This window comes from Stenotrophomonas sp. 01N47, assembly GCF_056399165.1.
The window spans coordinates 322,895-343,049 of sequence record NZ_JBFTQU010000004.1 but is presented as its reverse complement, the minus strand read 5'-3'; the positions used below and the strand labels follow the sequence as shown (position 1 = coordinate 343,049).

29 protein-coding genes and 1 tRNA gene are annotated in these 20,155 nt (G+C 65.6%); 12 read left to right on the top strand and 18 right to left on the bottom strand.

The window, feature by feature from the left end:
* Positions 1–74 precede the first annotated feature (74 nt).
* Positions 75–1,982 (top strand): 1-deoxy-D-xylulose-5-phosphate synthase, encoded by a 1,908-nt coding sequence (dxs, locus tag AC1DKR_RS09690; RefSeq protein WP_363732921.1) that lies wholly within the window; start codon positions 75–77, stop codon positions 1,980–1,982.
* A 150-nt stretch (positions 1,983–2,132) separates the two neighbouring features.
* Here dxs and AC1DKR_RS09685 read toward each other — a convergent pair whose 3' ends face one another.
* The 3 genes from AC1DKR_RS09685 to AC1DKR_RS09675 all read right to left on the bottom strand — a co-directional run bounded on the left by AC1DKR_RS09685 (position 2,133) and on the right by AC1DKR_RS09675 (position 3,411).
* The gene (locus AC1DKR_RS09685) at positions 2,133–2,336 is read right to left on the bottom strand and encodes a hypothetical protein (RefSeq protein WP_032978640.1); all 204 of its coding nucleotides are present in this window, start codon (positions 2,334–2,336) and stop codon (positions 2,133–2,135) included.
* A gap of 174 nt (positions 2,337–2,510) precedes the next feature.
* On the bottom strand, positions 2,511–3,074 hold the full coding sequence (locus tag AC1DKR_RS09680; RefSeq protein ID WP_099784882.1) for a DUF3011 domain-containing protein: 564 nt from the start codon (positions 3,072–3,074) through the stop codon (positions 2,511–2,513).
* Positions 3,075–3,204: 130 nt separating this feature from the next.
* Complete coding sequence (locus tag AC1DKR_RS09675) at positions 3,205–3,411, bottom strand: hypothetical protein (RefSeq protein ID WP_223495851.1); 207 nt, start codon at positions 3,409–3,411, stop codon at positions 3,205–3,207.
* A gap of 416 nt (positions 3,412–3,827) precedes the next feature.
* On the opposite strand from AC1DKR_RS09675, the gene AC1DKR_RS09670 reads away from it, so the two are divergent.
* From AC1DKR_RS09670 to AC1DKR_RS09650, 5 genes are all read left to right on the top strand, one after another.
* On the top strand, positions 3,828–4,091 hold the full coding sequence (locus tag AC1DKR_RS09670; RefSeq protein ID WP_033831612.1) for a hypothetical protein: 264 nt from the start codon (positions 3,828–3,830) through the stop codon (positions 4,089–4,091).
* A gap of 11 nt (positions 4,092–4,102) precedes the next feature.
* Positions 4,103–4,336 carry a DUF1653 domain-containing protein gene (locus AC1DKR_RS09665; RefSeq protein WP_025876328.1) on the top strand — a complete coding sequence of 78 codons (234 nt, stop codon included), beginning with the start codon at positions 4,103–4,105 and terminating at the stop codon, positions 4,334–4,336.
* Between the two features lie 70 nt (positions 4,337–4,406).
* Positions 4,407–5,162 carry a transporter gene (locus AC1DKR_RS09660; protein ID WP_312786690.1) on the top strand — a complete coding sequence of 252 codons (756 nt, stop codon included), beginning with the start codon at positions 4,407–4,409 and terminating at the stop codon, positions 5,160–5,162.
* 77 nt (positions 5,163–5,239) lie between these two features.
* Entirely contained in the window at positions 5,240–5,812 is a 573-nt protein-coding gene (locus AC1DKR_RS09655; RefSeq protein ID WP_134832865.1) for a TetR/AcrR family transcriptional regulator, read from the top strand.
* Positions 5,813–5,822: 10 nt separating this feature from the next.
* Positions 5,823–6,155, top strand: a complete 333-nt coding sequence (locus tag AC1DKR_RS09650) for an SMR family transporter (protein ID WP_025876322.1) — start codon at positions 5,823–5,825, stop codon at positions 6,153–6,155.
* Positions 6,156–6,180: 25 nt separating this feature from the next.
* Here the strand turns inward: AC1DKR_RS09650 and AC1DKR_RS09645 are convergent, their stop codons facing one another.
* From AC1DKR_RS09645 to AC1DKR_RS09635, 3 genes are all read right to left on the bottom strand, one after another.
* The gene (locus tag AC1DKR_RS09645; protein WP_025876319.1) at positions 6,181–6,354 is read right to left on the bottom strand and encodes a DUF1328 domain-containing protein; all 174 of its coding nucleotides are present in this window, start codon (positions 6,352–6,354) and stop codon (positions 6,181–6,183) included.
* A gap of 104 nt (positions 6,355–6,458) precedes the next feature.
* Positions 6,459–7,097, bottom strand: a complete 639-nt coding sequence (locus tag AC1DKR_RS09640) for a LysE family translocator (protein ID WP_363732491.1) — start codon at positions 7,095–7,097, stop codon at positions 6,459–6,461.
* Between the two features lie 99 nt (positions 7,098–7,196).
* Positions 7,197–7,829 (bottom strand): cation efflux transmembrane domain-containing protein, encoded by a 633-nt coding sequence (locus tag AC1DKR_RS09635; RefSeq protein WP_478032529.1) that lies wholly within the window; start codon positions 7,827–7,829, stop codon positions 7,197–7,199.
* Between the two features lie 161 nt (positions 7,830–7,990).
* On the opposite strand from AC1DKR_RS09635, the gene AC1DKR_RS09630 reads away from it, so the two are divergent.
* A complete protein-coding gene (locus AC1DKR_RS09630) occupies positions 7,991–8,683 on the top strand; it encodes an aspartate/glutamate racemase family protein (RefSeq protein ID WP_478032527.1) in 693 nt (230 codons plus the stop codon).
* Positions 8,684–8,734: 51 nt separating this feature from the next.
* On the opposite strand, the gene AC1DKR_RS09625 is transcribed toward AC1DKR_RS09630, so the two are convergent.
* Positions 8,735–9,103, bottom strand: coding sequence for a hypothetical protein (locus tag AC1DKR_RS09625; RefSeq protein WP_312786687.1), 369 nt, complete (start codon positions 9,101–9,103; stop codon positions 8,735–8,737).
* A gap of 273 nt (positions 9,104–9,376) precedes the next feature.
* On the opposite strand from AC1DKR_RS09625, the gene AC1DKR_RS09620 reads away from it, so the two are divergent.
* The 3 genes from AC1DKR_RS09620 to AC1DKR_RS09610 are packed head-to-tail and all read left to right on the top strand — an operon-like array spanning position 9,377 to position 10,745.
* Entirely contained in the window at positions 9,377–9,886 is a 510-nt protein-coding gene (locus AC1DKR_RS09620) for a DUF3011 domain-containing protein (protein WP_394196633.1), read from the top strand.
* A gap of 59 nt (positions 9,887–9,945) precedes the next feature.
* The gene (locus tag AC1DKR_RS09615) at positions 9,946–10,299 is read left to right on the top strand and encodes a DUF6713 family protein (protein WP_312786685.1); all 354 of its coding nucleotides are present in this window, start codon (positions 9,946–9,948) and stop codon (positions 10,297–10,299) included.
* Complete coding sequence (locus AC1DKR_RS09610; protein ID WP_478032522.1) at positions 10,296–10,745, top strand: N-acetyltransferase family protein; 450 nt, start codon at positions 10,296–10,298, stop codon at positions 10,743–10,745. The genes AC1DKR_RS09615 and AC1DKR_RS09610 overlap by 4 nt, the downstream gene beginning before the upstream one ends.
* On the opposite strand, the gene AC1DKR_RS09605 is transcribed toward AC1DKR_RS09610, so the two are convergent.
* The 11 genes from AC1DKR_RS09605 to thrS all read right to left on the bottom strand — a co-directional run bounded on the left by AC1DKR_RS09605 (position 10,715) and on the right by thrS (position 19,171).
* The gene (locus AC1DKR_RS09605; RefSeq protein WP_223495870.1) at positions 10,715–11,056 is read right to left on the bottom strand and encodes a low molecular weight protein tyrosine phosphatase family protein; all 342 of its coding nucleotides are present in this window, start codon (positions 11,054–11,056) and stop codon (positions 10,715–10,717) included. The genes AC1DKR_RS09610 and AC1DKR_RS09605 overlap by 31 nt on opposite strands.
* The gene (locus AC1DKR_RS09600; RefSeq protein WP_312786683.1) at positions 11,050–11,253 is read right to left on the bottom strand and encodes a hypothetical protein; all 204 of its coding nucleotides are present in this window, start codon (positions 11,251–11,253) and stop codon (positions 11,050–11,052) included. Before AC1DKR_RS09600 ends, AC1DKR_RS09605 begins: the two co-directional genes overlap by 7 nt.
* Positions 11,254–11,371: 118 nt before the next feature.
* A tRNA-Pro gene (locus AC1DKR_RS09595) sits at positions 11,372–11,448 on the bottom strand.
* A gap of 67 nt (positions 11,449–11,515) precedes the next feature.
* Entirely contained in the window at positions 11,516–11,872 is a 357-nt protein-coding gene (locus tag AC1DKR_RS09590) for a MerR family transcriptional regulator (protein ID WP_005410431.1), read from the bottom strand.
* Positions 11,853–12,152 carry an integration host factor subunit alpha gene (locus AC1DKR_RS09585; RefSeq protein ID WP_005410432.1) on the bottom strand — a complete coding sequence of 100 codons (300 nt, stop codon included), beginning with the start codon at positions 12,150–12,152 and terminating at the stop codon, positions 11,853–11,855. Before AC1DKR_RS09585 ends, AC1DKR_RS09590 begins: the two co-directional genes overlap by 20 nt.
* A gap of 27 nt (positions 12,153–12,179) precedes the next feature.
* On the bottom strand, positions 12,180–14,561 hold the full coding sequence (pheT, locus tag AC1DKR_RS09580; RefSeq protein WP_478032517.1) for a phenylalanine--tRNA ligase subunit beta: 2,382 nt from the start codon (positions 14,559–14,561) through the stop codon (positions 12,180–12,182).
* A gap of 85 nt (positions 14,562–14,646) precedes the next feature.
* Positions 14,647–15,642 (bottom strand): phenylalanine--tRNA ligase subunit alpha, encoded by a 996-nt coding sequence (gene pheS / locus AC1DKR_RS09575; protein WP_089236281.1) that lies wholly within the window; start codon positions 15,640–15,642, stop codon positions 14,647–14,649.
* Positions 15,643–15,836: 194 nt separating this feature from the next.
* On the bottom strand, positions 15,837–16,196 hold the full coding sequence (rplT, locus tag AC1DKR_RS09570; protein WP_005410435.1) for a 50S ribosomal protein L20: 360 nt from the start codon (positions 16,194–16,196) through the stop codon (positions 15,837–15,839).
* A gap of 10 nt (positions 16,197–16,206) precedes the next feature.
* On the bottom strand, positions 16,207–16,404 hold the full coding sequence (gene rpmI / locus AC1DKR_RS09565; protein WP_002811096.1) for a 50S ribosomal protein L35: 198 nt from the start codon (positions 16,402–16,404) through the stop codon (positions 16,207–16,209).
* A 273-nt stretch (positions 16,405–16,677) separates the two neighbouring features.
* Positions 16,678–17,220: a translation initiation factor IF-3 gene (gene infC, locus AC1DKR_RS09560; RefSeq protein WP_025876259.1), complete on the bottom strand. Its 543-nt coding sequence runs from the start codon at positions 17,218–17,220 to the stop codon at positions 16,678–16,680.
* 49 nt (positions 17,221–17,269) lie between these two features.
* On the bottom strand, positions 17,270–19,171 hold the full coding sequence (thrS, locus tag AC1DKR_RS09555; protein ID WP_025876257.1) for a threonine--tRNA ligase: 1,902 nt from the start codon (positions 19,169–19,171) through the stop codon (positions 17,270–17,272).
* A gap of 419 nt (positions 19,172–19,590) precedes the next feature.
* Here thrS and AC1DKR_RS09550 point away from each other — a divergent pair, with 419 nt between their 5' ends.
* Together AC1DKR_RS09550 and AC1DKR_RS09545 are read left to right on the top strand one after the other, a co-directional pair.
* Positions 19,591–19,887: a hypothetical protein gene (locus tag AC1DKR_RS09550; protein WP_025876254.1), complete on the top strand. Its 297-nt coding sequence runs from the start codon at positions 19,591–19,593 to the stop codon at positions 19,885–19,887.
* The gene (locus AC1DKR_RS09545) at positions 19,887–20,150 is read left to right on the top strand and encodes a hypothetical protein (protein WP_025876252.1); all 264 of its coding nucleotides are present in this window, start codon (positions 19,887–19,889) and stop codon (positions 20,148–20,150) included. Before AC1DKR_RS09550 ends, AC1DKR_RS09545 begins: the two co-directional genes overlap by 1 nt.
* The last annotated feature ends 5 nt before the right edge of the window (positions 20,151–20,155 follow it).

The window sequence follows — 20,155 nt, the reverse complement described above, 5'->3', positions numbered from 1 at the left end:
CACGGACGGCGGCGTTTGCTTGCCCCACCCCCGTTTGAGGGCGAAAATGGGCGTTCAGAACAAGTGCGAACATGATGATCGACTCTGCCCGCTATCCCCGCCTCGCGCGCATCCAGACACCGGATGACCTGCGCACGTTCGACGAATCCGAACTGACGGCGGTTGCCGATGAACTGCGTGCCTACCTGATCGAATCGGTTGGCAAAAGCGGCGGCCACTTCGCCGCCGGCCTGGGCGTGATCGAGCTCACCGTGGCCCTGCACTACCTGTACCAGACCCCGGTCGACCAGCTCGTCTGGGACGTCGGCCACCAGACCTATCCGCACAAGATCCTCACCGGTCGCCGCGACGAGATCCACACCGTCAAGCAGAAGGACGGCGTCGCGCCGTTCCCGAAGCGCGAAGAGAGCGAATACGACACCTTTGGCGTCGGCCACTCCTCGACCTCGATCTCGGCGGCACTGGGCATGGCCATCGCGCGCCAGACCGAAGGTGATGATCGCAAGGTCGTGGCCGTGATCGGCGACGGTGCAATGACCGCCGGCATGGCCTTCGAAGCGCTGATGCACGCCGGCGGCATGGAACCGGAACCGAACCTGCTGGTGATCCTCAACGACAACAACATGTCGATTTCCGAGGCAGTGGGCGGGCTGACCAAGATGCTCGGCCGCGCCACCGGCAGCCGCACGCTCAATGCGCTGCGCGAAGGCGGCAAGAAGATCCTCGGCGACAAGAAGAACAATCCCGCGCGTTTCGTGAAGCGCTGGGAAGAACACTGGAAGGGCATGTTCGTGCCGTCCACGATGTTCGAGGAAATGGGCTTCCATTACACCGGCCCGATCGATGGCCATGACCTGCCGGCGCTGCTGTCCGCGCTGAAGACGCTGCGTGCCTCCAAGGGCCCGAAGCTGCTGCATGTGATGACCACCAAGGGCAAGGGTTACGAGCCGGCCGAAGGCGACCAGATCGGTTACCACGCGGTGGGCCCGTTCGATCCGGACAAGGGCCTGGTGGCCAAGACCGGCGCGAAGAAGCCAACCTATACCGATGTGTTTGGCGACTGGCTGTGTGACGCCGCCGCGGCCGAGCCGCGTCTGTATGGCATCACTCCGGCAATGCGCGAAGGCTCGGGCCTGGTGCGCTTCAGCAGGGAATATCCGCAGCGCTACTTCGACGTAGCCATCGCAGAGCAGCACGCGGTGACCCTCGCCGCAGGCATGGCCACCCAGGGCGGCAAACCGGTAGTGGCGATCTATTCCACCTTCCTGCAGCGCGCGTACGACCAGTTGGTGCATGACGTGGCCATCCAGGACCTGGATGTGCTGTTCGCGATCGATCGCGCCGGCGTCGTCGGCCCGGATGGTGCAACCCACGCCGGCAACCTCGACCTCAGCTTCCTGCGCTGCGTGCCGAACATGGTGGTGATGGCACCCTCCAACGAGGCCGAGTGCCGGCAGATGCTCAGCACCGGTCTGCAGCACCCCGGCCCGGCTGCGGTGCGCTACCCGCGCGGCAGCGGTACCGGCGTGGATGCCGGCAGCGATCTGTCGACCCTGCCGATCGGCAAGGGCGAGCTGCGCCTGCAGGGCAGCCGCGTCGCCCTGCTCGCCTTCGGCAGCACCGTCGCCGCCGCCGAACAGGTGGGCCGCGACCTGGGTTTGAGCGTGGTCAACATGCGTTTCATCAAGCCACTGGATCGCGAACTGGTACTGGCCATGGCCAACCAGCACGACGCACTGGTGACGGTCGAAGACAACGTGGTGGCGGGCGGCGCCGGCTCGGCCGTGGCCGAACTGCTCAATGCCGAGAACGTGCTGCGTCCGATCCTGCACCTGGGCCTGCCCGATGCCTTCCAGCATCACGCCAGCCGCGAGGACCTGCTGGCCGAGGCCGGCATCGATGCGGCCGGCATCCGTGCGGCCCTGCTCAAGCGCTGGCCGCAGCTGGCCGCCGGCAACCCGCCGTTGAGCGCGGCGGGCTGAGAGCGTTGCAGGGGTCTGGTGGGGCCAGGCCATGCGTGGCTCCCTAGGTTCCTCATTCACGCATGGCGTGGATCTACCAGATTGCTGGTGGCGCAAAAGCAGATCCACGCCATGCGTGGATGGCGCGGACCGTGCCGACACGCGGCGCGCTCAGCCGTAGCTGATCGCCTCGACAAATGCACCGCTGGACTCCACCCGCACCGAGGCGCGCTGGCCGGTATCGGTGAAATGCAGGCGGGCCAGGGTTTCGGCGAAATCGAAGGCACGGACGCCATCGCGGAACTCGATCGGCTCCGGCTTGTCCGGGTGCAGCACGCGCCATTGGCGCTGCTCACATTGCAGTCGGATCAACATGCGTTGCTCACTCCTTGAACAGCGTATCGACGACGAGGGAATGACCGCACCAGGCGCGACAGGAATGGCCAGTGCGAACCGGGACGCGCAAGGCGTCCCGGGGGTCGACAATACGAGGAAAGAAGTGTGATCGCTATCAGATTTCTCTGATCTTGAACTGATTGCGTCGACCGCTCAGTTCACCTGGAACTGGGCCCTGCAGCCGTTGCTCACCCAGATACCACGGCGGTCCCAGCCCCAGGTCTGGCCTTCGATGCAGGCACTGCGCGATTCCTGTCGTACCAGACGCACGCCGCGACGAACCTGCGCATCGCAGTACTGCTGGCGCCGGTCATTGGAATGGCAGGCAATCACCTGGCCACCACCACCCCACTGGCTTCCGCCCCAACCGTTGCCACCACCGCCACCCCAACCACCGCCGCCACCGCCCGGCCGCCGGTATTCACCGACGAATTCGGCACGGCAGCCCTGGGTAACCCAGACACCATAACGGGACTGGCCCCAGGTCTCACCTTCCACGCAGGGGGAGCCGGACAACTGGCGGATCATGCGCGCACGCCCTTCCAGCCGGCACTCGTTGCTGCGGTTCTTGATCGATTCGCAGCGCACGATGCCATTGCCACCACGATCATCGTAGCGATCGTCGTAGCCATAGTTCTGCGCCTGCACGCCGCCAGCGGCAGCCATCATCGGCAACAGGGTGCACGCCACGGTGCGCCAAGTCAGTCCCTTGCCCATCCCTCGTCTCCAGGTGAATACGGTGGAGGCAAGCATCGGGGATTCCCGGCGTGGCGCACAGAGGGAGCTGCGAAGGTGGTTTTTCCCCCATTCAACCAACCCAACCGCAACTGACTGCGGCTGCGGCGGCTCAGAGGCCGAAGTGCAGCGCGTCCACCGCGGTGCCCAGTGCTTCCACGCGCACGGTGCTGTGCTGGCCGGTACGGCGGTGGTGCTCGCTGGCCCGCGAGGCAGCGGCATCGAAGGCAGCCGCGCCGCTACTGAACATTTGGGTGGAGCGTGTCTGCGGATCCAGCACGGACCAGCGCTGGGCGTTGCATTGGACAGTGATGACCATGATGGGCTCCTGCGGTTCTGGGAAATCGGGGACCGGCGCAAGGCCGATCTCCGATGCCCGACCAGCCTAGCCAGCGCCCCGGAGAAGACCTATCGGATTTATCCGAAAACTCCCCACCATCGCCTCAGAAAGCGCCCCCCATCACATCCCTGAGGCCATTTAGGAAACCCGTTCCGTGACCCTTGTCACGAAGTCAGCTGCGCTTCACACTATCGTCATCAACAGGGGCCCCTTCCACATGCGCACCTCGCTTCCACTGCAGCGTTCGACGCTGCTGAAGTTCTATTTCGCCGCCAGCTACGTGGTATTGATCGAGGAACTGGTCCGCGCATCGCTGAGTTGAGGATCGGCCAGCGATGCTTGCCGCTGCTGCCGGGACCGAACAGACTGTCGGTTTACGGCACGGAGCCGCGCCCATGAAAGTCCTGATGCTGATCCCGCTGCTGGCTCTGGCCGCGTGTGCCAGCCCGGAAAAACCAGTCACCCATGACGCCGCCACACCCGTGGTCGGTGGCGATCGCGATGCGCACGGTTGCATCGGTTCGGCCGGCTATCAGTGGTGCGAACGCAGCCAGCGCTGCGAGCGCCCGTGGGAACTGGCACAGGCGCAGGGCCTGGCCAACACCGCCGAAGCCATCGATGCCTACTGCGCCACCCCGGCGTCGCCGGCACGCAGGTAACGGGCCCACCAATGACCGACCTGACCCCGCTGCCCGCGCTGGCACCTGGCCGCTACCGCCACTTCAAAGGTGGCGAGTACGAAGTGATCGACATCGTCCGCAGCAGTGAGACGCTGCAGCCGATGGTTCTCTACCGCGCTCTGTATGGCGAGGGCGGTCTGTGGGTACGGCCCTATGCGATGTTCATTGAGCAGGTGCCCGGCGAGCACGGCCCGCAGGCGCGTTTCGCCCGCATCAGCGACTGAGCGGTGCGGCTCACGCCGCGCGCACGGTATCGCCGGGCATGCTGAAGACCCCCTGCGAGACGGAACCCGCATGCGCCACACCCTGTTGATCGCCCTGTCGTTGGCCAGTACCCCGGTGCTGGGCGCGGAACCTCCCAGCTTCGATCGTCCCGGCATCGGCTTCGGCACCGACACGGTGCCGCGTGGCGACCTTGCCGTCGAACTGGGCCTGCCCAGCTATCAACGTGAGCGTGATCGCGACGGCCTGCGCACGACGACGCTGTCCAGCGACCTGCTGCTGCGCACCGGACTGGCTCCGGGCTGGGAACTGCAGTTGGCGTCCACGCCATGGCAGCGTCAGCGAGAACGTGGCCCCGACCTGCCGCGCACGCAGCAGCGCGGCGCCGGCGACAGCACCGTCGGACTGAAATGGGCAGGTCCCGGCAGTACCGAGCGCACGGCGTGGGCGCTGCTGGCCAGCGGGGTGATCGCGCGTGGCGATGCAGCCTTCAGCGACGGCCGCCAGTACGCGCTGGCCGCCAGCGTCGAGCACAGCTTCAACGACCGCTGGAGCGGCGCGCTGTATGGCAGTCATCAGCGTGGCGCCGGCCAGCGCAGCACCACCTGGTCGCCCAGCCTCTCGTTGAGCGTGACCGAGCGGCTTGGCACCTATCTCGAAGCCGGTTTCACCCACGCCAACCAGCAGCCCGACGAGGCCATTGCCGGCGCAGGGCTGACCTGGATGCTGCGGCCGAACGTGCAGCTGGACGCCTCGTTCGACCTGGGCCTCAATGGAAACAGCCCCGACCTGCAGCTCGGCACCGGCATCGCGTTCTATCTGCAGTGAGCTCAAGACCTGATCGTGCGCGCCGGGCGCATCGCCCCCGCGCTACAATCATACCGTCCAGTCGGTTTCGTCCCCCCATGACAGAATCCCCTCCCCGCTCCCGCCGCAAGGCGCCCGACAGCGTGCGCCAGGCACTGCTGCACGCGACCGCCCATACCCTTGGCCAGAATGGGCTGGCGGCCCTCACCGTGCAGGATGTCGCCGATGCCGCCGGTGTCAGCAAGGGCGCGCTGTTCCATCACTTCAGCAGCAAGCAGGACCTGATCGAGGCGACGCTGACCTCGCTCATCGCCGACTTCGAGGACAGAGTGCGTGCGGTGCTGCGACAGTCCCCGCGCCGCCATGGCGGCTTCAGCCGTGCCTATGTGCAGGTGAATTTCGAGCATCTGCTGCAGCAGGAGCAGATCAACGACATCGGGCTCACCATGGGCAACATGCTGGAGCCGGCGCTTCTGGTCTACTGGCGCACGTGGCTGCGCGGCATGCTCGCCGAGTTCCCGGATGAAGCCAGCGATCCGCGCCTGTACGCCGCGCGTTGCGTTGCCGATGGTTACTGGGCCACCGCCTATGGGCGGCCGCTGGACGAAAACGAGCGCCAGAATGCCCAGGCCATGGCCCTTGAGGCACTGAAGCTGTGCGAACCGGCATGAGGAGGATTTGATGAACCCGTATGTCTACCTGGCCGGTGCGATCGTGCTGGAGGTGATCGCCACGTCCCTGCTCAAGGCATCCGAAGGCATGACCCGGCTCGGTCCCACGCTGGGCGCGCTCGCCGGTTACGGCGTGTGCTTCTACCTGCTGTCGCTGACGATGAAGTCGATTCCCACCGGCATTGCCTATGCGATCTGGTCCGGCGTCGGCATCGTGCTGATTTCGCTGATCGGCCTGCTGGTGTTCAAGCAGCGTCTGGATGCGCCGGCACTGATCGGCATCGGCCTGATCTGTGCCGGCGTGCTGGTCATCAACCTGTTCTCGCACAGCAGCGCGCATTGAGCGCGCCGCTGCACGAACTGCTGGGCTAGGCGACCTTCTTCGCGACGGTCATGCCGAGCACGAAAAGTACGACGGCAATGATGATGCCGGCCCAGAACAGGAACTTCGCGATGCCCACGGCAGCGCCGGCGATGCCGCCAAAACCCAACGCACCGGCGATCAGGCCGATGATGGCGAAAATGATGGCCCACTTGATCATGTCGATCCTCTCCCTGACGGGAATACTGAAGGTGCGATCAGGTTAGGCAGGCCGCGATGCCACACGCGTGAACAGGTCGCAGGCGCGACGTGAAACGATCCGGCTCAGCGCGGCCGGAAGCGCAGCAGCACCACTGCAAAGACGAGAAACACGCTGCCGACCAGGCGTTCGAACCAGCGTTTTGCAAAGGGCTTTGCCAACCAACGGCGCAGCCCATGTCCGCCTGCGGCGTACATCACGTACCAGAACAGTTCGCAGGTGGCGAAGGTGGCCACCAACACCGTGTACTGCACGGCCTGGCCACGCGCGGGGTCGACGAACTGCGGCAGGAACGCGGCGGCGAACAGCAGCAGCTTGGGATTGCTCAGCCCCACCAGCAGACCACCACGGAACACCGCCCAGGCGCCGTGCACCGGCGCCAGCGCTGCATCGACGTCTGTCGCCACCGGCGCTTGCCGGTAGCTGTCCCGCCAGGCCTTGATGCCCAACCAGGCCAGGTAGGCCACACCCAGATAGCGCAGCACATCGAACAGCATCGGCGACGAGCGCAGCACCGCGCTCAGGCCGGCCGCGGACGCCGCAAGCACCAGCAGCATCGCCAGCAGGCAACCGGCCATGGCGGGCACGCTGCGACGGAAGCCCAGGCCGACACTGCGTCCCAGGATGTGCAGCATGTTCGGACCCGGCGTGCCGCACAGCACGAACACCGTCGCCAGGAACCACCACCAGGTATGCAGGGCCATCACTTCGTCCACCGGAATAATCCCTGCAAGGATAGTGCGCAGCGGCTGTTACCACCATGCACAGTCCCGGGTCGATTCGACGGATACAGCGGCTGCGGCTCAGCCGCTGGCAACGCGCGACGCACGCAGTTCGGCCATCGCGATGCGCAGCACCCGCAGCGCCGAGCGCAGGAACACGACCAGCAGCGCGACCGCGACCAGCAGGTCCGGCCAACCGGCACCGAACAGCGCCACCAGCCCCGCCGCCAGCACCACCGAAACGCCCTCGAAGATATCGTTGCGCGCGCATTCCCAGGCCGATGCCAGGTTCACGTCGTCATTGCGATACGGCGTCAGCAGCCACAGGCAGAAGCCATTCGCGGCCAGGTTCAGCAGCGCAGCCAGGCCCATGCTTTCGAACAGCGGAACCTGCGGATGCGCCAGCCGCCATCCGATCTGCACCGCAACTGCCACCGCCGCTGCCAGGATCAGCACGCCCTTGAACAAGGCAACCCGCGCCTTGGCCGCCACGCCGGCCCCCACCACCAGCAGGCTCAGCAGATAGGTCGCCGCATCGCCCAGGTTGTCCAGCGCACCGGAGAGCAACGAGGACGAATGGCTGTACCAGGACGCGCCGACCATCAGCAGGAAGGTCGCCAGGTTGATCAGCAGGACGATCCACAGCACGCGCCGGTGGCGCGCCTGCATGGCCGCCACATCCAGCGTCTTGCCGCAGCCACAGCATTCGCCCATCGCCCTGCCCTCTACCTGTCTTGGCCCATTATCGCGCCGATCAGGCGCGTCGGCAGCGGTTGCGACGGGCCAACCAACGATTGCGTGCGCCGGGCAAGCCGGCACGCAGCATCCCGGCCTCTGATGTGCTGCAATGGCCCTTCCCCGGCACGGAGACACGCATGAAGACGCTTGGCCTGATCGGTGGCATGAGCTGGGAGAGTTCGGCGCAGTACTACCGCCTCATCAACGAAGAGGTACGCGCGCGGTTGGGCGGCGCGTATTCGGCGCAGTTGCTGATGTGGTCGGTGGATTTCGCCCGCATCAAGCAGCTGCAGCACGACGGCGACTGGGATGCCCTGGGCAACGAAATGGTCGATGCCGCACAGCGGCTGCAGGCCGGTGGCGCCGAACTGCTGCTGATCTGCACCAACACCATGCACAAGCTCGTTGCTGAGATCGAAGCGGCTTGCCCGCTGCCCTTGCTGCATATCGCCGACCCGACCGCCACGGCGATCGTGCAGGCCGGTCTGCAGCGCATCGGCCTGCTCGGCACCGCCTTCACCATGGAGGAAGACTTCTACCGTGGCCGCCTGGGCGAGCGCTTCGGCCTGGACGTACTGGTTCCGGAGGCCGATGACCGCCGCGATGTACACGCGATCATCTACGAGGAGTTGATCGCCGGGGTGGTCAACGAGCGATCACGGCAGATGTACGTCGAAGTGATTGAACGCCTGGTTGCCCGCGGTGCCCAGGCGATCATCCTCGGCTGTACCGAGATCATGCTGCTGGTACGCGCCGAAGACAGCCCGGTGCCGCTGTTCGACACCACGACCCTGCATGCGCGCGCGGCAGTGGACGCAGCGTTGGCGTAACCCACGGCGGGGTGCAGTCGAGCAGGCTCGACTGCACGGTCAGGCATCCGGTCACGCAGGCGATTCGGGCTGCACTTCCAACGAAGTGACCAACCATTCCACCACCGGTGGCGAATCGCACAGGAAGAACACGGCGTCGCCGCTGCGTGCTTCGGTCAGCATCCGGTAGACGCTGATCGCCACGCCCGATTGGCTGGCGATGAAAATCTCGCTGCTGCGCGGCCCATCGGCCTGGCGGGAAACCAGCCGTAAGGCATGGCGAGCCGCAACCGTATCTTCCGGCTCGGCTTCGCGGGTCAATTCCAGGCCACGCAGGCCCCAGGCAACAAAAACACGCTTGCCCTTGAACGTCGTGTCCAGGACCTGCACTTCGACCGCGCCCGTGCCGGCCGACCGATGAATGACGATACTGCTGATCAACGCAACCCCCTGTGGTCGTCGTGGTCCGCACATCCTTGTCCGCACCCGTGCCAGCAGCCACGGGCGAGGCCCGAAAGCCGCGTCCGAAAGCGCTGGAACGTGTAAAAAACTGTAAACCGATGCAATCGGATGTGCCCGGGATGATACGGGATGTAACGCCCTGCATGCGCCGCCGGACACTTATAAATCCGTCCTGAGCCAGCGCAGACCCCGGTCGTCGCAGAGCGCCGCACGTGCGCCATTCTTGCGTCCCATTCCCAATCCGAGGTTTCAATGAGCCTTCGTCTGCTGCTGCCCCTGGGCGGTTCTGCGCTTGCCCTGCTGCTGGCCGCAACCACCGTCTCGGCCCAGGATTACGACAGCGAATCGTCACCGCGCACGACCTGCGAATCACACTTCAACAAGACCCAACAATGCCCGTTCGAAGGACGCGCGCGACTGGCCCGGCAGCTGTCAGTGACGCGATGCGTGGAAGATGACAACTGGGGACAGCGCCGCGGCATGCTGTGGGTTACCGACGGCTGCCGCGCCGAATTCGTCGCCGAAGAGCGCGGGCGTAGCCGCTGGCCCGGGCGTGGGCGTGACCGTGATCGGGATGGCGAGCGCCTGGTCTGCGAATCCTACGAGAACAAGGAGAAACAGTGCCGCATCCGCGTCCGTCATGACGTGCGGCTGGTCAAGCAGAAATCGGTCACCACCTGCACCGAGGACCGCAACTGGGGCTGGGACCGACGCGGTGTATGGGTCAGCGACGGCTGCCGCGCCGAATTCCGCGTCTACTGAGTGCGATGGCTGCGGGCCCATCATCGCTAGAATGAAGCTCCCGCAGCAGGAGACACCGCATGGAACGCTGGTACCTGGCAACGATGATGTCCTTGCTGCTGCATCAGATCGATGCCGCGTTCTGGCAAGAGTGGCGGATGTTCCAGGTGCCCGGCGGCATCCAGGGATACCTGCTGTTCAATCTGCTTGCCATCGGCGTACTGCTGCACGGTTACCGTCAGGTCGTACTCGGCCTGGGCTCTGCGCGCCGCTACGCACTGCTATGCGGTGCGCTGGGTATCGGCACAGCCCTCATCCATGCAGGCTTCGCTGCGGCCGGTCGCGATGAATTCCACCTGCCCCTGTCGCTGCTCACGCTTCTGGCCTGCCTGGTCAGCGGCAGCGGTTTGCTGCTGCGCAGCCGTCGGCGATGAACGTGCGGGCTCCAGCAGTTCGGATACGCGCGGCCGTGTGCACGGATCTTCCGGCACTGATCGCCCTGGACAGCGTTGCGGCCGATGACCCACGGCGTGCCGTGCAGATCGGCCAGTGGCTGGCGGACGGCCACATGCACGTCGCCGAACTCGACGACACGCTGGCCGGCTACCGGGTCCAGCACCGGCACTTCTTCGGTGAAGCCTTCATCGAGATGCTGATGGTCGCCGCGCCACTGCGCGGACACGGCGTCGGCAGCGCGCTGCTTCTGCATGCTACGTCGTGCAGCGCAGGCGCCAAGCTTTTCACCTCCACCAATCAATCCAACGCCAACATGCAGCGGCTGCTGGCAGCCGCTGGTTTCCATCAGTGCGGCATCGTGCACGGCCTCGACGAAGGCGATCCGGAGTTGATCTACCGCTTCGCCACTGACGATGTGAGGTAAGGCGCGACCTTCGCTTCAAGCAGCGCCATCAGCGCCGGATCCATGCAGCGATAGTCGTCGGGTATATCCAGGCAGTGCAGCGGCGTGTGTTGAAGCAGGCGGGCAAAATTCGCCTGCAGCCGATGCTGGTGCTTGGGCTCCATCACGAAGATGACATCAGCCCAGCGGATATCCGCTGGGCTGATGGGCCGGCGCGCATGCGGGCTGGTGCCTGCCGAGCGCGCACTGATACCTGGCCGGCGCTGCCACATCGCTTCAGCGGTGGGGCTGCGCAGCTGGTTGCGACTGCAGACAAACAACAGGTTCAACATTCCTGGTCCAGCAGTTGCCGCGGGCTGAGGACTGGATAGGTGAAACCCAGCTGGCGCGCCCGCAGCAGCTTGTCGCCGCGCGTATACATCAGCTTCCAGTTCTTTTCCGGCTTGAAGATCGACGGTGCTGCCGTGTGGTCGCCACCGTGATGGCGCGACTGCGAGCGCCTCCAGGCGCGGTTCCTTTGCGTTTCCATGATCGTGTTCTCGTGAGTACCGGGTTCAGCAGCCGCGGTAGTACGAGTGCGCGCAGGATACAACGCCGCAACAAAAAAGCCCACGCATCGCTGCGCAGGCTTGTCTGTTACATCACAGTGGTCGGGACGGCCGGATTCGAACCGACGACCCTCTGCCCCCCAGGCAGATGCGCTACCAGGCTGCGCTACGCCCCGACTGATGCTGCGATGTGCCCGCCAGTGCGGCGGGCCGTGAAGTATAGCGGATTACGGCGGAAATGGGTCAGCGACGCAGCAGTTGCAGCACTTCTTCCAGTTCCATCCGCACCTGCTTGATGATCTGGTTGCTCAAGGCCGATTCCTCGCGCGCATCCGGACCATCCAGGCGCAGGCGCGCGCCACCGATGGTGTAGCCCTGTTCGTACAGCAGGCTGCGGATCTGCCGCACCATCAGCACGTCGTGGCGCTGGTAGTAACGACGGTTGCCACGGCGCTTGGCCGGCTCGAGACTGGGAAACTCGGTTTCCCAGTAGCGCAGCACGTGCGGCTTGACGTCGCACAGTTCGCTGACTTCACCGATGGTGAAGTAGCGCTTGGCCGGAATCGGCGGAAGTTCGCGGTTACTGCCCGGATCCAGCATAAGCTTCCACCCTCTCCTTGAGCTTCTGGCCCGGACGGAAGGTAACCACCGTACGGGCGGAAATCGGAATTTCCTCGCCGGTCTTGGGGTTGCGACCCGGGCGCTGGTTCTTGCGCCGCAGGTCGAAATTGCCAAAGCCCGACAGCTTCACCTGACGTCCCTGTTCCAATGCTTCACGCAGCACATCGAAGAACGCGTCGACGAATTCCTTGGCTTCCCGCTTGTTCAGACCGACTTCGTCGAACAGCTTTTCCGCCATCTCCGCCTTGGTCAATGCCATTGCCTGCTACCCCCGAGTGCTGCCCGCTCAGCCGCGGATCCGGGCGTGGTGTTCACGCTCGATGGCAGTGACCGCCTCGGCCACTACCGCTTCCACGTCGCGGTCCGTCAGAGTGCGCGACTTGTCCTGCAAAATCAAGCCCATAGCGAGACTCTTGAATCCCGGCTCGACGCCCTGGCCGACATAGCGATCGAACAGGTTCAGCTCGCGCAGCAGCGGACCGGCAGCCTGGCGGATGGTCGCGGCCAGATCACTCCAAGCCACCTGTTCAGGCACCAGGAAGGCCAGGTCGCGGCGCACTGCCGGGTAGCGCGACAGTTCACCGGCGCGCGGCAGCGCACGGGCCGACAGCGCTTCCAGATCCAGCTCGAAGGCGTACACGTCCACGTCGATGTCCATCGCCTTGGCCAGGCGCGGGTGGATCTGGCCGATCCAGCCGATCGCCACGCCGTCGCGGAAGACCTCGGCCGAACGCGCCGGATGGCCGTAGCCGCGGGTGGACGGGCGGAACTCAAGTGCCGCGCCACTGGCAGCGGCCAGCGATTCCAGGTCGCCCTTCAGGTCATGGAAATCGACCTTGCGGGTCGGCAGGCCCCACTGCACCGCCTGCGCTTCACCGCAGACCGCAGCGGCCACGCGCGGGGTTTCCAGCGGCGCCGGCTGGCCGTCTCCGGCCTGCCGGGCGAACACCCGGCCGAGTTCGAACAGGCGCACCCGGCCCAGCTGGCGGGCGGCATTGCGGCCCAAGGTGGCGACCAGGCCCGGCAGCAGCGCCGGACGCATCACTGCCAGCTCGGCCGACAGCGGGTTGGCCAGCGGCACCAGGTTATCGCGCAGCTGCCACTGGCTCAGCAATGCGTCGTCGACGAAGGCGAAATTGACGGTTTCCTGCAGGTCGCGGGCAACCAGTTGGCGGCGCACGCTGAGCGTGTCCAGCTGGGTCTCGGACGGCATCGCGACACGCGATGCGCCACCCGGCAGCGTGGTCGGGATCTGCTCGTAACCGTGGATCCGGGCCAGCTCCTCGATCAGGTCTTCTTCGATGGCGATGTCGAAGCGGCGGCTCGGCGCAGTGACCTGCCAGCCATCGCCAGCGATCGCCACCTGCATGCCCAGCGCGCGCAGGATGCGCTCGACTTCGGCGTCTTCAATGGTGATGCCCAGCACGCGGGTGATGCGTGCGCGGCGCAGCAGGATCGTCGCCGGCTGCGGCAGGTCGGCCGCATGTACCGCCTCGGTCACCGGCGCCGGGGCACCGCCGGCCAGGTCCAGCACCAGGCGGGTGGCGTATTCGATGGCGGTACGCGGCAGCGCCGGGTCGACGCCACGCTCGAAGCGGTGGCCGGCATCGGTGTGCAGGCCCAGCTTGCGGCCACGGCCCATGATCGCGGCCGGCGCGAAGTGCGCCGCTTCCAGGAATACGGCGGTGGTGGCATCGGTGACGCGCGTATCAAAGCCGCCCATCAGGCCGGCCAGGCCGACCGCGCGGTCAGCATCGGTAACCACCAGGAAGCTGTCGTCCAGCGCAGCGTCACGGCCATCCAGCAGCTTCAGACTTTCACCGGCGCGCGAACGACGCACACCGATCGTGCCCTGCAGGGTGCCCAGATCGTAGGCGTGCATCGGCTGACCCAGCTCCAGCATCACGTACTGGGTGATGTCGACCAGCAGCGACACCGGGCGCACGCCACTGCGGCGCAGGCGCTCGGCCATCCACAACGGAGTCTTCGCCGCGGCGTTGACACCTTCGATGACACGACCGAGATAGCGCGGTGCTTCGGCACCGGCATCGAGCTGGATCGCCAGCTCGCGGCTGCCACGGGCGGCGATCGGCTCTGCGATGAAATCCAGTACTTCGCTGCGCGTCGCTGCAGCAACGTCATAAGCGATGCCGCGGATGCTGAAGCAGTCGGCGCGGTTGGGAGTCAGCTTGATCTCGATGCTGGCGTCCGGCAGGCCGAGGTACTCCACCAGAGACTGGCCGACCGGCGCGTCGTCCGGCAGTTCCAGCAGACCGGAGGCATCGTTGTCCAGGCCAAGCTCCTTGGCCGAGCAGAGCATGCCGTTGGATTCGACGCCGCGCAGCTTGGCCGGCTTGATCTTCAACTCACCGATCTGCGCACCGACCATCGCCAGCGGCGCGACCAGGCCTGGGCGCGCATTCGGCGCACCACAGACGATCTGCAGCAGCTCAGCCTGCCCCGCATCAACCTTGCACACCTGCAGGCGGTCGGCTTCGGGATGGCGCTCGGCTTCGACGATACGCGCGACGACCACGTGCTGCAGGCCATCGCCAAGCGCGGTCACGTCTTCCACCTCCAGGCCGATGGCGGTCAGCACCGCGCTGAGCTCATCGCGCGAGGCAGTGGTCGGGACGTGGCTGCGCAGCCAGTTTTCGGAGAATTTCATGGGGTCACCCTGGTGGGCCCGGCGCATGCGCCTGGGCTTCGGATTCAAGTGCAGCCGGGCATGGCCCGGCTCTACTGGTTGTGGCTTACGCGAACTGCTTCAGGAACCGCACGTCGTTCTCGAAGAACGCGCGCAGGTCGTTGACGCCGTAGCGCAGCATCGCAAAACGCTCCACGCCCAGGCCGAAGGCAAATCCGGTGTAGCGCTCAGGATCGATGCCGACGTTGCGCAGCACGTTCGGGTGGACCATGCCGCAGCCGAGCACTTCCAGCCAGCGGGTGCTGCCATCGGGTTGCTGCCAGGCGATGTCCACTTCCGCGCCGGGTTCGACGAAGGGGAAGTAGCTGGGGCGGAAACGCATCTCGAAATCACGCTCGAAGAACGCGCGCACGAACTCGGACAACGTGCCCTTCAGGTCGGCGAAGGTCGAGTGCTCGTCGACCAGCAGGCCTTCGACCTGGTGGAACATCGGCGAATGGGTCTGGTCGCTGTCGCTGCGATAGACCTTGCCGGCGGCGATCATGCGCAGCGGCGGCTGGTGTTCGCCCATGTAGCGCACCTGCACACCGGAGGTATGCGTGCGCAGCAGCCGGCCGTCACCGAAGTAGAAGGTGTCATGCATGGCGCGCGCCGGATGGTGCGGCGGGAAGTTCAGCGCCTCGAAGTTGTGCCAGTCGTCCTCGATCTCCGGCCCTTCGGACAACTCGTAGCCCAGCCGGCCGAAGATGCCGGTGATGCGCTCGAGGGTACGGGTGATCGGGTGCAGGCCGGCCCGTTCGCCACTGCGGCCCGGCAGCGTGATGTCGATCGCCTCGGCAGCCAGGCGCGCATCGAGCGCAGCATCTTCCAGCACCGCCTTGCGTTCGCCCAGCGCGCTGCTCAGCGCGTCGCGGGCCTGGTTGATGGCCTCACCGGCCGCCTTGCGTTCGTCGGCCGGCAGCGCACCGAGCTGCTTGAGCTGCGAGGTGATGCTGCCGCTCTTGCCAAGCAGGGCCACGCGCAGCTGTTCCAGCGCGTCCGGGCTCTGCGCGGCGGCCACGTCGGCCAGCGCCTGGGAAGTGAGGGATTGGATGTCGCTCATGGGTAGCCGGAACTCCAGTCGGTCTGCCATCGCGATGCGCGAAGGGCCGCGCCGTCGCAACCGCTTGCCGGTCGCCCGCCATCTGCACGGCTGCGCCCGGCACAAAAAAGAATGGGGAAGGACTTGCGCCCTTCCCCATGCATTGCCTCAACCTGACACCGTTCTCCGTGAACGGCAACGGCATCGGGAAGGACTTATGCCGCCAGTGCGCCCTTGGCCTTTTCGGCCAGTGCAGCAAAGCCAGCTGCGTCGTGCACGGCGATGTCAGCCAGAACCTTGCGGTCCAGGGTGATGCCAGCCTTCAGCAGGCCGTTCATGAAACGGCTGTAGCTCAGGCCGTTGATGCGGGCAGCCGCGTTGATGCGGGTGATCCACAGCGAACGGAAGTTGCGCTTCTTCTGCTTACGGCCGATGTAGGCGTACTGCTGTGCCTTGATGACCGCCTGCTTGGCGACGCGGAAGACCTTGCGACGGGCATTGTAGTAGCCCTTCGCCAGATCAAGGATTTTCTTGTGGCGGCGACGCGCCTGTACGCCACGCTTTACTCGTGCCATGTATCAGTCCTCAGAGGTAGGGAAGCATGCGGTCCAGACGGCCTGCGTCTTCTGCGCGGACGTGATTCGTCTGACGCAGGTTACGCTTACGCTTGGTCGCTTTCTTCGTGAGGATGTGGCTACGGTTGGCGTGGCCGCACTTGTACTTGCCCGAGGCGGTCTTGCGGAAACGCTTGGCCGCTGCCCGGTTGGTCTTGATCTTGGGCATTGCAATGTCCTTGATGGGATATGACCCTGGTTTCTGACTGATCTGGCGGCGGCCTGGGCCGCTCTTTCCGTCCTGCCATGATCGGCGTACGACCCGTCCTGGGTGGGTCGAGCCGGGCATGATACAGGCAAATCCGCCCTGTAACCAGCCCCCACACCGTTTTCACACCGAGACCGGCCCTGCCCGCCCCGGAAAAGCAAAAGGACGCCAGCGGCGCCCCTTCACCTTGATCCATTCAGCCGCCAGGCGCCCCGCGAGGCAGCCCGTCAGGCCTCAGGTCTTCTTCTTCGGCGCGATCATCATCACCATCTGACGCCCTTCCAGGCGCGGACGGGATTCGATGACGATGTCCTCGCCCAGATCAGCTTCGATCCGGCCTGCCATCTCGCGGCCCAGTTCCTGGTGGCTCATTTCACGGCCACGGAAACGGATGTTGACCTTGATCTTGTCGCCTTCTTCAAGGAAACCGCGCATCTTGCGCAGCTTGATCTGGTAGTCGCCCTCGTCCGTGACCGGACGGAACTTCACTTCCTTGATCTCGACCTGCTTGGTCTTCTTCTTGGCCTCGCTGGCCTTCTTCTGGGCTTCGAACTTGAACTTGCCGAAGTCCATGATCTTGCACACCGGCGGGTCTGCCTGCGGCTGGATCTCGACCAGGTCCAGACCTTCATCTTCGGCCATGGACAACGCTTCGTCTCGCGTCAACACGCCGATCATTTCTCCGTCACTGCCGATCACGCGGACGCGCGGCACACGGATTTCCTGATTCTTGCGGTTCTGTTTGTTGTCAGGGGTACTGATATTGCGATCTCCCAAGGGTGTCGAACCCGGCCCGGGCGCCAATGCGCACGGGCCGGACCTTTGTTTACGCGCCCTCGGCCTGGAGCCGCTCGGTGAAGGCCTGAAGGCTCATGCTGCCGAGATCTTCGCCAGAACGCGTACGCACCGCCACAGCGCCGTTTTCCTTCTCGCGGTCACCAATGACCAGCAGGTACGGCACGCGCTGCAGCGTGTGCTCGCGAATCTTATAGCCGATCTTCTCGTTACGCAAATCGGCGCTGACGCGGAAGCCTTGATCCGCAAGGCTTTTGGTCACCGCAGAGACGTATTCAGCCTGCGCATCGGTGATATTGGCCACCACCACCTGGGTCGGCGCCAGCCAGGCCGGGAACTGGCCGGCGTGGTGCTCGATCAGGATGCCCAGGAAACGCTCCATCGAGCCGACGATGGCCCGGTGCAGCATCACCGGATGCTTCTTCTGGCTGTTTTCGTCCACGTATTCAGCGCCCAGACGGCCGGGCATCATGAAATCGACCTGCATGGTGCCCAGCTGCCAAGTGCGGCCGATGGCGTCCTTCAGGTGGTACTCGATCTTCGGGCCGTAGAAGGCGCCCTCGCCCGGCAGCTCCTGCCATTCCACCCCGCAGCTGGACAGCGCCGAGCGCAGCGCGCCCTCTGCCTTGTCCCAGGTGGCGTCATCGCCCAGGCGCGATTCGGGGCGCAGCGCAATCTTGACCTGGATCTCCTCGAAGCCGAAGTGCTGGTACACCGCCAGCGCCTGCTGGTGGAACGCGGTCACTTCCGCCTCGACCTGGTCTTCGGTGCAGAACACGTGACCGTCGTCCTGGGTGAAGCCACGCACGCGCAGGATGCCGTGCAGCGCGCCGGAGGGCTCGTTGCGGTGGCAGGCGCCAAACTCACCGTAGCGGATCGGCAGATCGCGGTAGCTGTGCAGCCCCTGGTTGAACACCTGCACGTGACCCGGGCAGTTCATCGGCTTCAGCGCGTAAGTACGCTTCTCCGACTCGGTGAAGAACATCGCGTCCTGGTAGTTGTCCCAGTGGCCCGATTTCTGCCACAGCGACACGTCCAGGATCTGCGGGCAGCGCACTTCGCCGTAGCCGGTGCTGCGGTACACCTTGCGCATGTACTGCTCGACCACCTGCCACAGCGCCCAGCCCTTCGGGTGCCAGAACACCAGGCCCGGGGCCTCTTCCTGCAGGTGGAACAGGTCCTGCTGCTTGCCGATGCGACGGTGGTCGCGCATCTCCGCTTCTTCGATGCGCTTGATGTACGCATCGAGCTGCTTCTTGTCGGCCCAGGCGGTGCCGTAGACGCGCTGCAGCTGCTCGTTCTGCGCGTCGCCGCGCCAATAGGCGCCGGAAATGCGGGTCAGCTTGAAGGCCTTCAGGAAGCGCGTGTTGGGCACGTGCGGGCCGCGGCACATGTCCACGTATTCCTGGTGGTAGTACATGCCCATCGCCTGGATGTCAGGCGACATGTCTTCGATCAGGCGCAGCTTGTAGTCCTCGCCACGGGCCTTGAAGATCTCGATGACCTCCGCACGCGGCGTCACTTTCTTGATGACGTCGTAGTCCTGCGCGATCAGCTCGCCCATGCGCTTTTCGATCGCCGCCATGTCTTCGGGGGTGAACGGACGCTCGGAGTAGATGTCGTAATAGAAGCCCTCGGCGATCACCGGGCCGATCACCATCTTCACGTCCGGATAGAGCTGCTTGACCGCGTGGCCGACCAGGTGGGCGCTGGAGTGGCGGATGATTTCCACGCCCTCCTCGTCCTTGGCGGTGATGATGCGCAGGGACGCATCGTGGTCGATGACATCACTGGCATCGACCAGCACGCCATCCACCGAACCGGCGATGGTGGCCTTGGCCAGGCCGGCGCCGATCGACTGGGCGACGTCCATGACGCTGACGGGGTTTTCGAATTCGCGGCGGCTGCCGTCGGGAAGGGTAATCGTGATCATTGCAATGGCTTCATGCGGGGCCCGTCGTGGCGGGCTGGAAAGCGCTCCCGGGCTGTCGTCCGGGCAATAAAAAAGCGCCGCGAGGGCGCCTGGAATGCAGGGCCTTCGGGGCAGGTCAACAGTGGGCGGTGGTAGTGCTCATGTCGCACGCTCGGCCGGCGCAGTGCGCGGGCCACCTTGGTTCCAGGATGTGATTGCCAGTGATCTTAAACCAGCGGCGGACAAAGCCCAAGCGGTGCCTGAATGGCGCTGGCTGGCGGCGTGAAAACGCAATGATTACCATGTCCGCGCAGCCCGCCCCGTGCCGGCCTGCCCGCTTCCCCCCAGGATCCTGCAATGCGCCACCCGCCCCGACCGGCGCCTGCCGGTCCCGCCCGTGCCCCGCGTTCACCGGCCGTATGCCGGGCCCGGAGCCCCCGATGATCACCGTTGGCCTGTCGACCCTGGGCTTCTGCAGCCTCGGCATGCTGTCGGCGATGTTCTCCGCGCTGGCCTTCTATGCCGCCTCCCCGCACTGCCGCTGGCCACGCCTGCGCCGTGCCGGGCGCCTGGGCCGGCAGATCGGCCTGGTCGCTGCAGTCGCTGCGCTGTGGCTGTGGATGGCCGAACTGGGCTTTGCCGCCGGCCTGGTGGCGATGCTGTGCACCTGGATGCTGGCCGCCATGCTGCTGCCAGCACTGGCCGCGTGGCACCGCCCCGATGTGGAGCCGCGCTGATGTGGTCGCGCGCACTGGCCGGCATCTTCGCCGGCTTCTTCCTTGCCGCTGCGGCGACCGGCCTGGTCGCATGGCTGCCGCCGGGCCCCTGGCAGAAGGCCCTGGTGCCGAGCCTGATCGCGTTTGTCCCGTTGTGGATGCTGGCCGCGCTGTGGGCCTTCAGTTTCCGCAGCCCGTTGCGCGCCTGGCTGACCCTGGCCGGTTGCGCGGCCCTTGGCTTCGCCGTACTCGGACTGCTGCGCCTGGCCGGCGCAGTGCAATGAGATCG

Excerpts from the sequence above, each read along its gene's own strand:
- dxs (WP_363732921.1), top strand. The coding sequence starts at position 75 with ATGATCGACTCTGCCCGCTATCCCCGCCTCGCGCGCATCCAGACACCG.
- AC1DKR_RS09685 (WP_032978640.1), bottom strand. The coding sequence starts at position 2,336 with ATGTTGATCCGACTGCAATGTGAGCAGCGCCAATGGCGCGTGCTGCAC.
- AC1DKR_RS09680 (WP_099784882.1), bottom strand. The coding sequence starts at position 3,074 with ATGGGCAAGGGACTGACTTGGCGCACCGTGGCGTGCACCCTGTTGCCG.
- AC1DKR_RS09675 (WP_223495851.1), bottom strand. The coding sequence starts at position 3,411 with ATGGTCATCACTGTCCAATGCAACGCCCAGCGCTGGTCCGTGCTGGAT.
- AC1DKR_RS09670 (WP_033831612.1), top strand. The coding sequence starts at position 3,828 with ATGAAAGTCCTGATGCTGATCCCGCTGCTGGCTCTGGCCGCGTGTGCC.
- AC1DKR_RS09665 (WP_025876328.1), top strand. The coding sequence starts at position 4,103 with ATGACCGACCTGACCCCGCTGCCCGCGCTGGCACCTGGCCGCTACCGC.
- AC1DKR_RS09660 (WP_312786690.1), top strand. The coding sequence starts at position 4,407 with ATGCGCCACACCCTGTTGATCGCCCTGTCGTTGGCCAGTACCCCGGTG.
- AC1DKR_RS09655 (WP_134832865.1), top strand. The coding sequence starts at position 5,240 with ATGACAGAATCCCCTCCCCGCTCCCGCCGCAAGGCGCCCGACAGCGTG.
- AC1DKR_RS09650 (WP_025876322.1), top strand. The coding sequence starts at position 5,823 with ATGAACCCGTATGTCTACCTGGCCGGTGCGATCGTGCTGGAGGTGATC.
- AC1DKR_RS09645 (WP_025876319.1), bottom strand. The coding sequence starts at position 6,354 with ATGATCAAGTGGGCCATCATTTTCGCCATCATCGGCCTGATCGCCGGT.
- AC1DKR_RS09640 (WP_363732491.1), bottom strand. The coding sequence starts at position 7,097 with ATGGCCCTGCATACCTGGTGGTGGTTCCTGGCGACGGTGTTCGTGCTG.
- AC1DKR_RS09635 (WP_478032529.1), bottom strand. The coding sequence starts at position 7,829 with ATGGGCGAATGCTGTGGCTGCGGCAAGACGCTGGATGTGGCGGCCATG.
- AC1DKR_RS09630 (WP_478032527.1), top strand. The coding sequence starts at position 7,991 with ATGAAGACGCTTGGCCTGATCGGTGGCATGAGCTGGGAGAGTTCGGCG.
- AC1DKR_RS09620 (WP_394196633.1), top strand. The coding sequence starts at position 9,377 with ATGAGCCTTCGTCTGCTGCTGCCCCTGGGCGGTTCTGCGCTTGCCCTG.
- AC1DKR_RS09615 (WP_312786685.1), top strand. The coding sequence starts at position 9,946 with ATGGAACGCTGGTACCTGGCAACGATGATGTCCTTGCTGCTGCATCAG.
- AC1DKR_RS09610 (WP_478032522.1), top strand. The coding sequence starts at position 10,296 with ATGAACGTGCGGGCTCCAGCAGTTCGGATACGCGCGGCCGTGTGCACG.
- AC1DKR_RS09605 (WP_223495870.1), bottom strand. The coding sequence starts at position 11,056 with ATGTTGAACCTGTTGTTTGTCTGCAGTCGCAACCAGCTGCGCAGCCCC.
- AC1DKR_RS09600 (WP_312786683.1), bottom strand. The coding sequence starts at position 11,253 with ATGGAAACGCAAAGGAACCGCGCCTGGAGGCGCTCGCAGTCGCGCCAT.
- AC1DKR_RS09590 (WP_005410431.1), bottom strand. The coding sequence starts at position 11,872 with ATGCTGGATCCGGGCAGTAACCGCGAACTTCCGCCGATTCCGGCCAAG.
- AC1DKR_RS09585 (WP_005410432.1), bottom strand. The coding sequence starts at position 12,152 with ATGGCATTGACCAAGGCGGAGATGGCGGAAAAGCTGTTCGACGAAGTC.
- pheT (WP_478032517.1), bottom strand. The coding sequence starts at position 14,561 with ATGAAATTCTCCGAAAACTGGCTGCGCAGCCACGTCCCGACCACTGCC.
- pheS (WP_089236281.1), bottom strand. The coding sequence starts at position 15,642 with ATGAGCGACATCCAATCCCTCACTTCCCAGGCGCTGGCCGACGTGGCC.
- rplT (WP_005410435.1), bottom strand. The coding sequence starts at position 16,196 with ATGGCACGAGTAAAGCGTGGCGTACAGGCGCGTCGCCGCCACAAGAAA.
- rpmI (WP_002811096.1), bottom strand. The coding sequence starts at position 16,404 with ATGCCCAAGATCAAGACCAACCGGGCAGCGGCCAAGCGTTTCCGCAAG.
- thrS (WP_025876257.1), bottom strand. The coding sequence starts at position 19,171 with ATGATCACGATTACCCTTCCCGACGGCAGCCGCCGCGAATTCGAAAAC.
- AC1DKR_RS09550 (WP_025876254.1), top strand. The coding sequence starts at position 19,591 with ATGATCACCGTTGGCCTGTCGACCCTGGGCTTCTGCAGCCTCGGCATG.
- AC1DKR_RS09545 (WP_025876252.1), top strand. The coding sequence starts at position 19,887 with ATGTGGTCGCGCGCACTGGCCGGCATCTTCGCCGGCTTCTTCCTTGCC.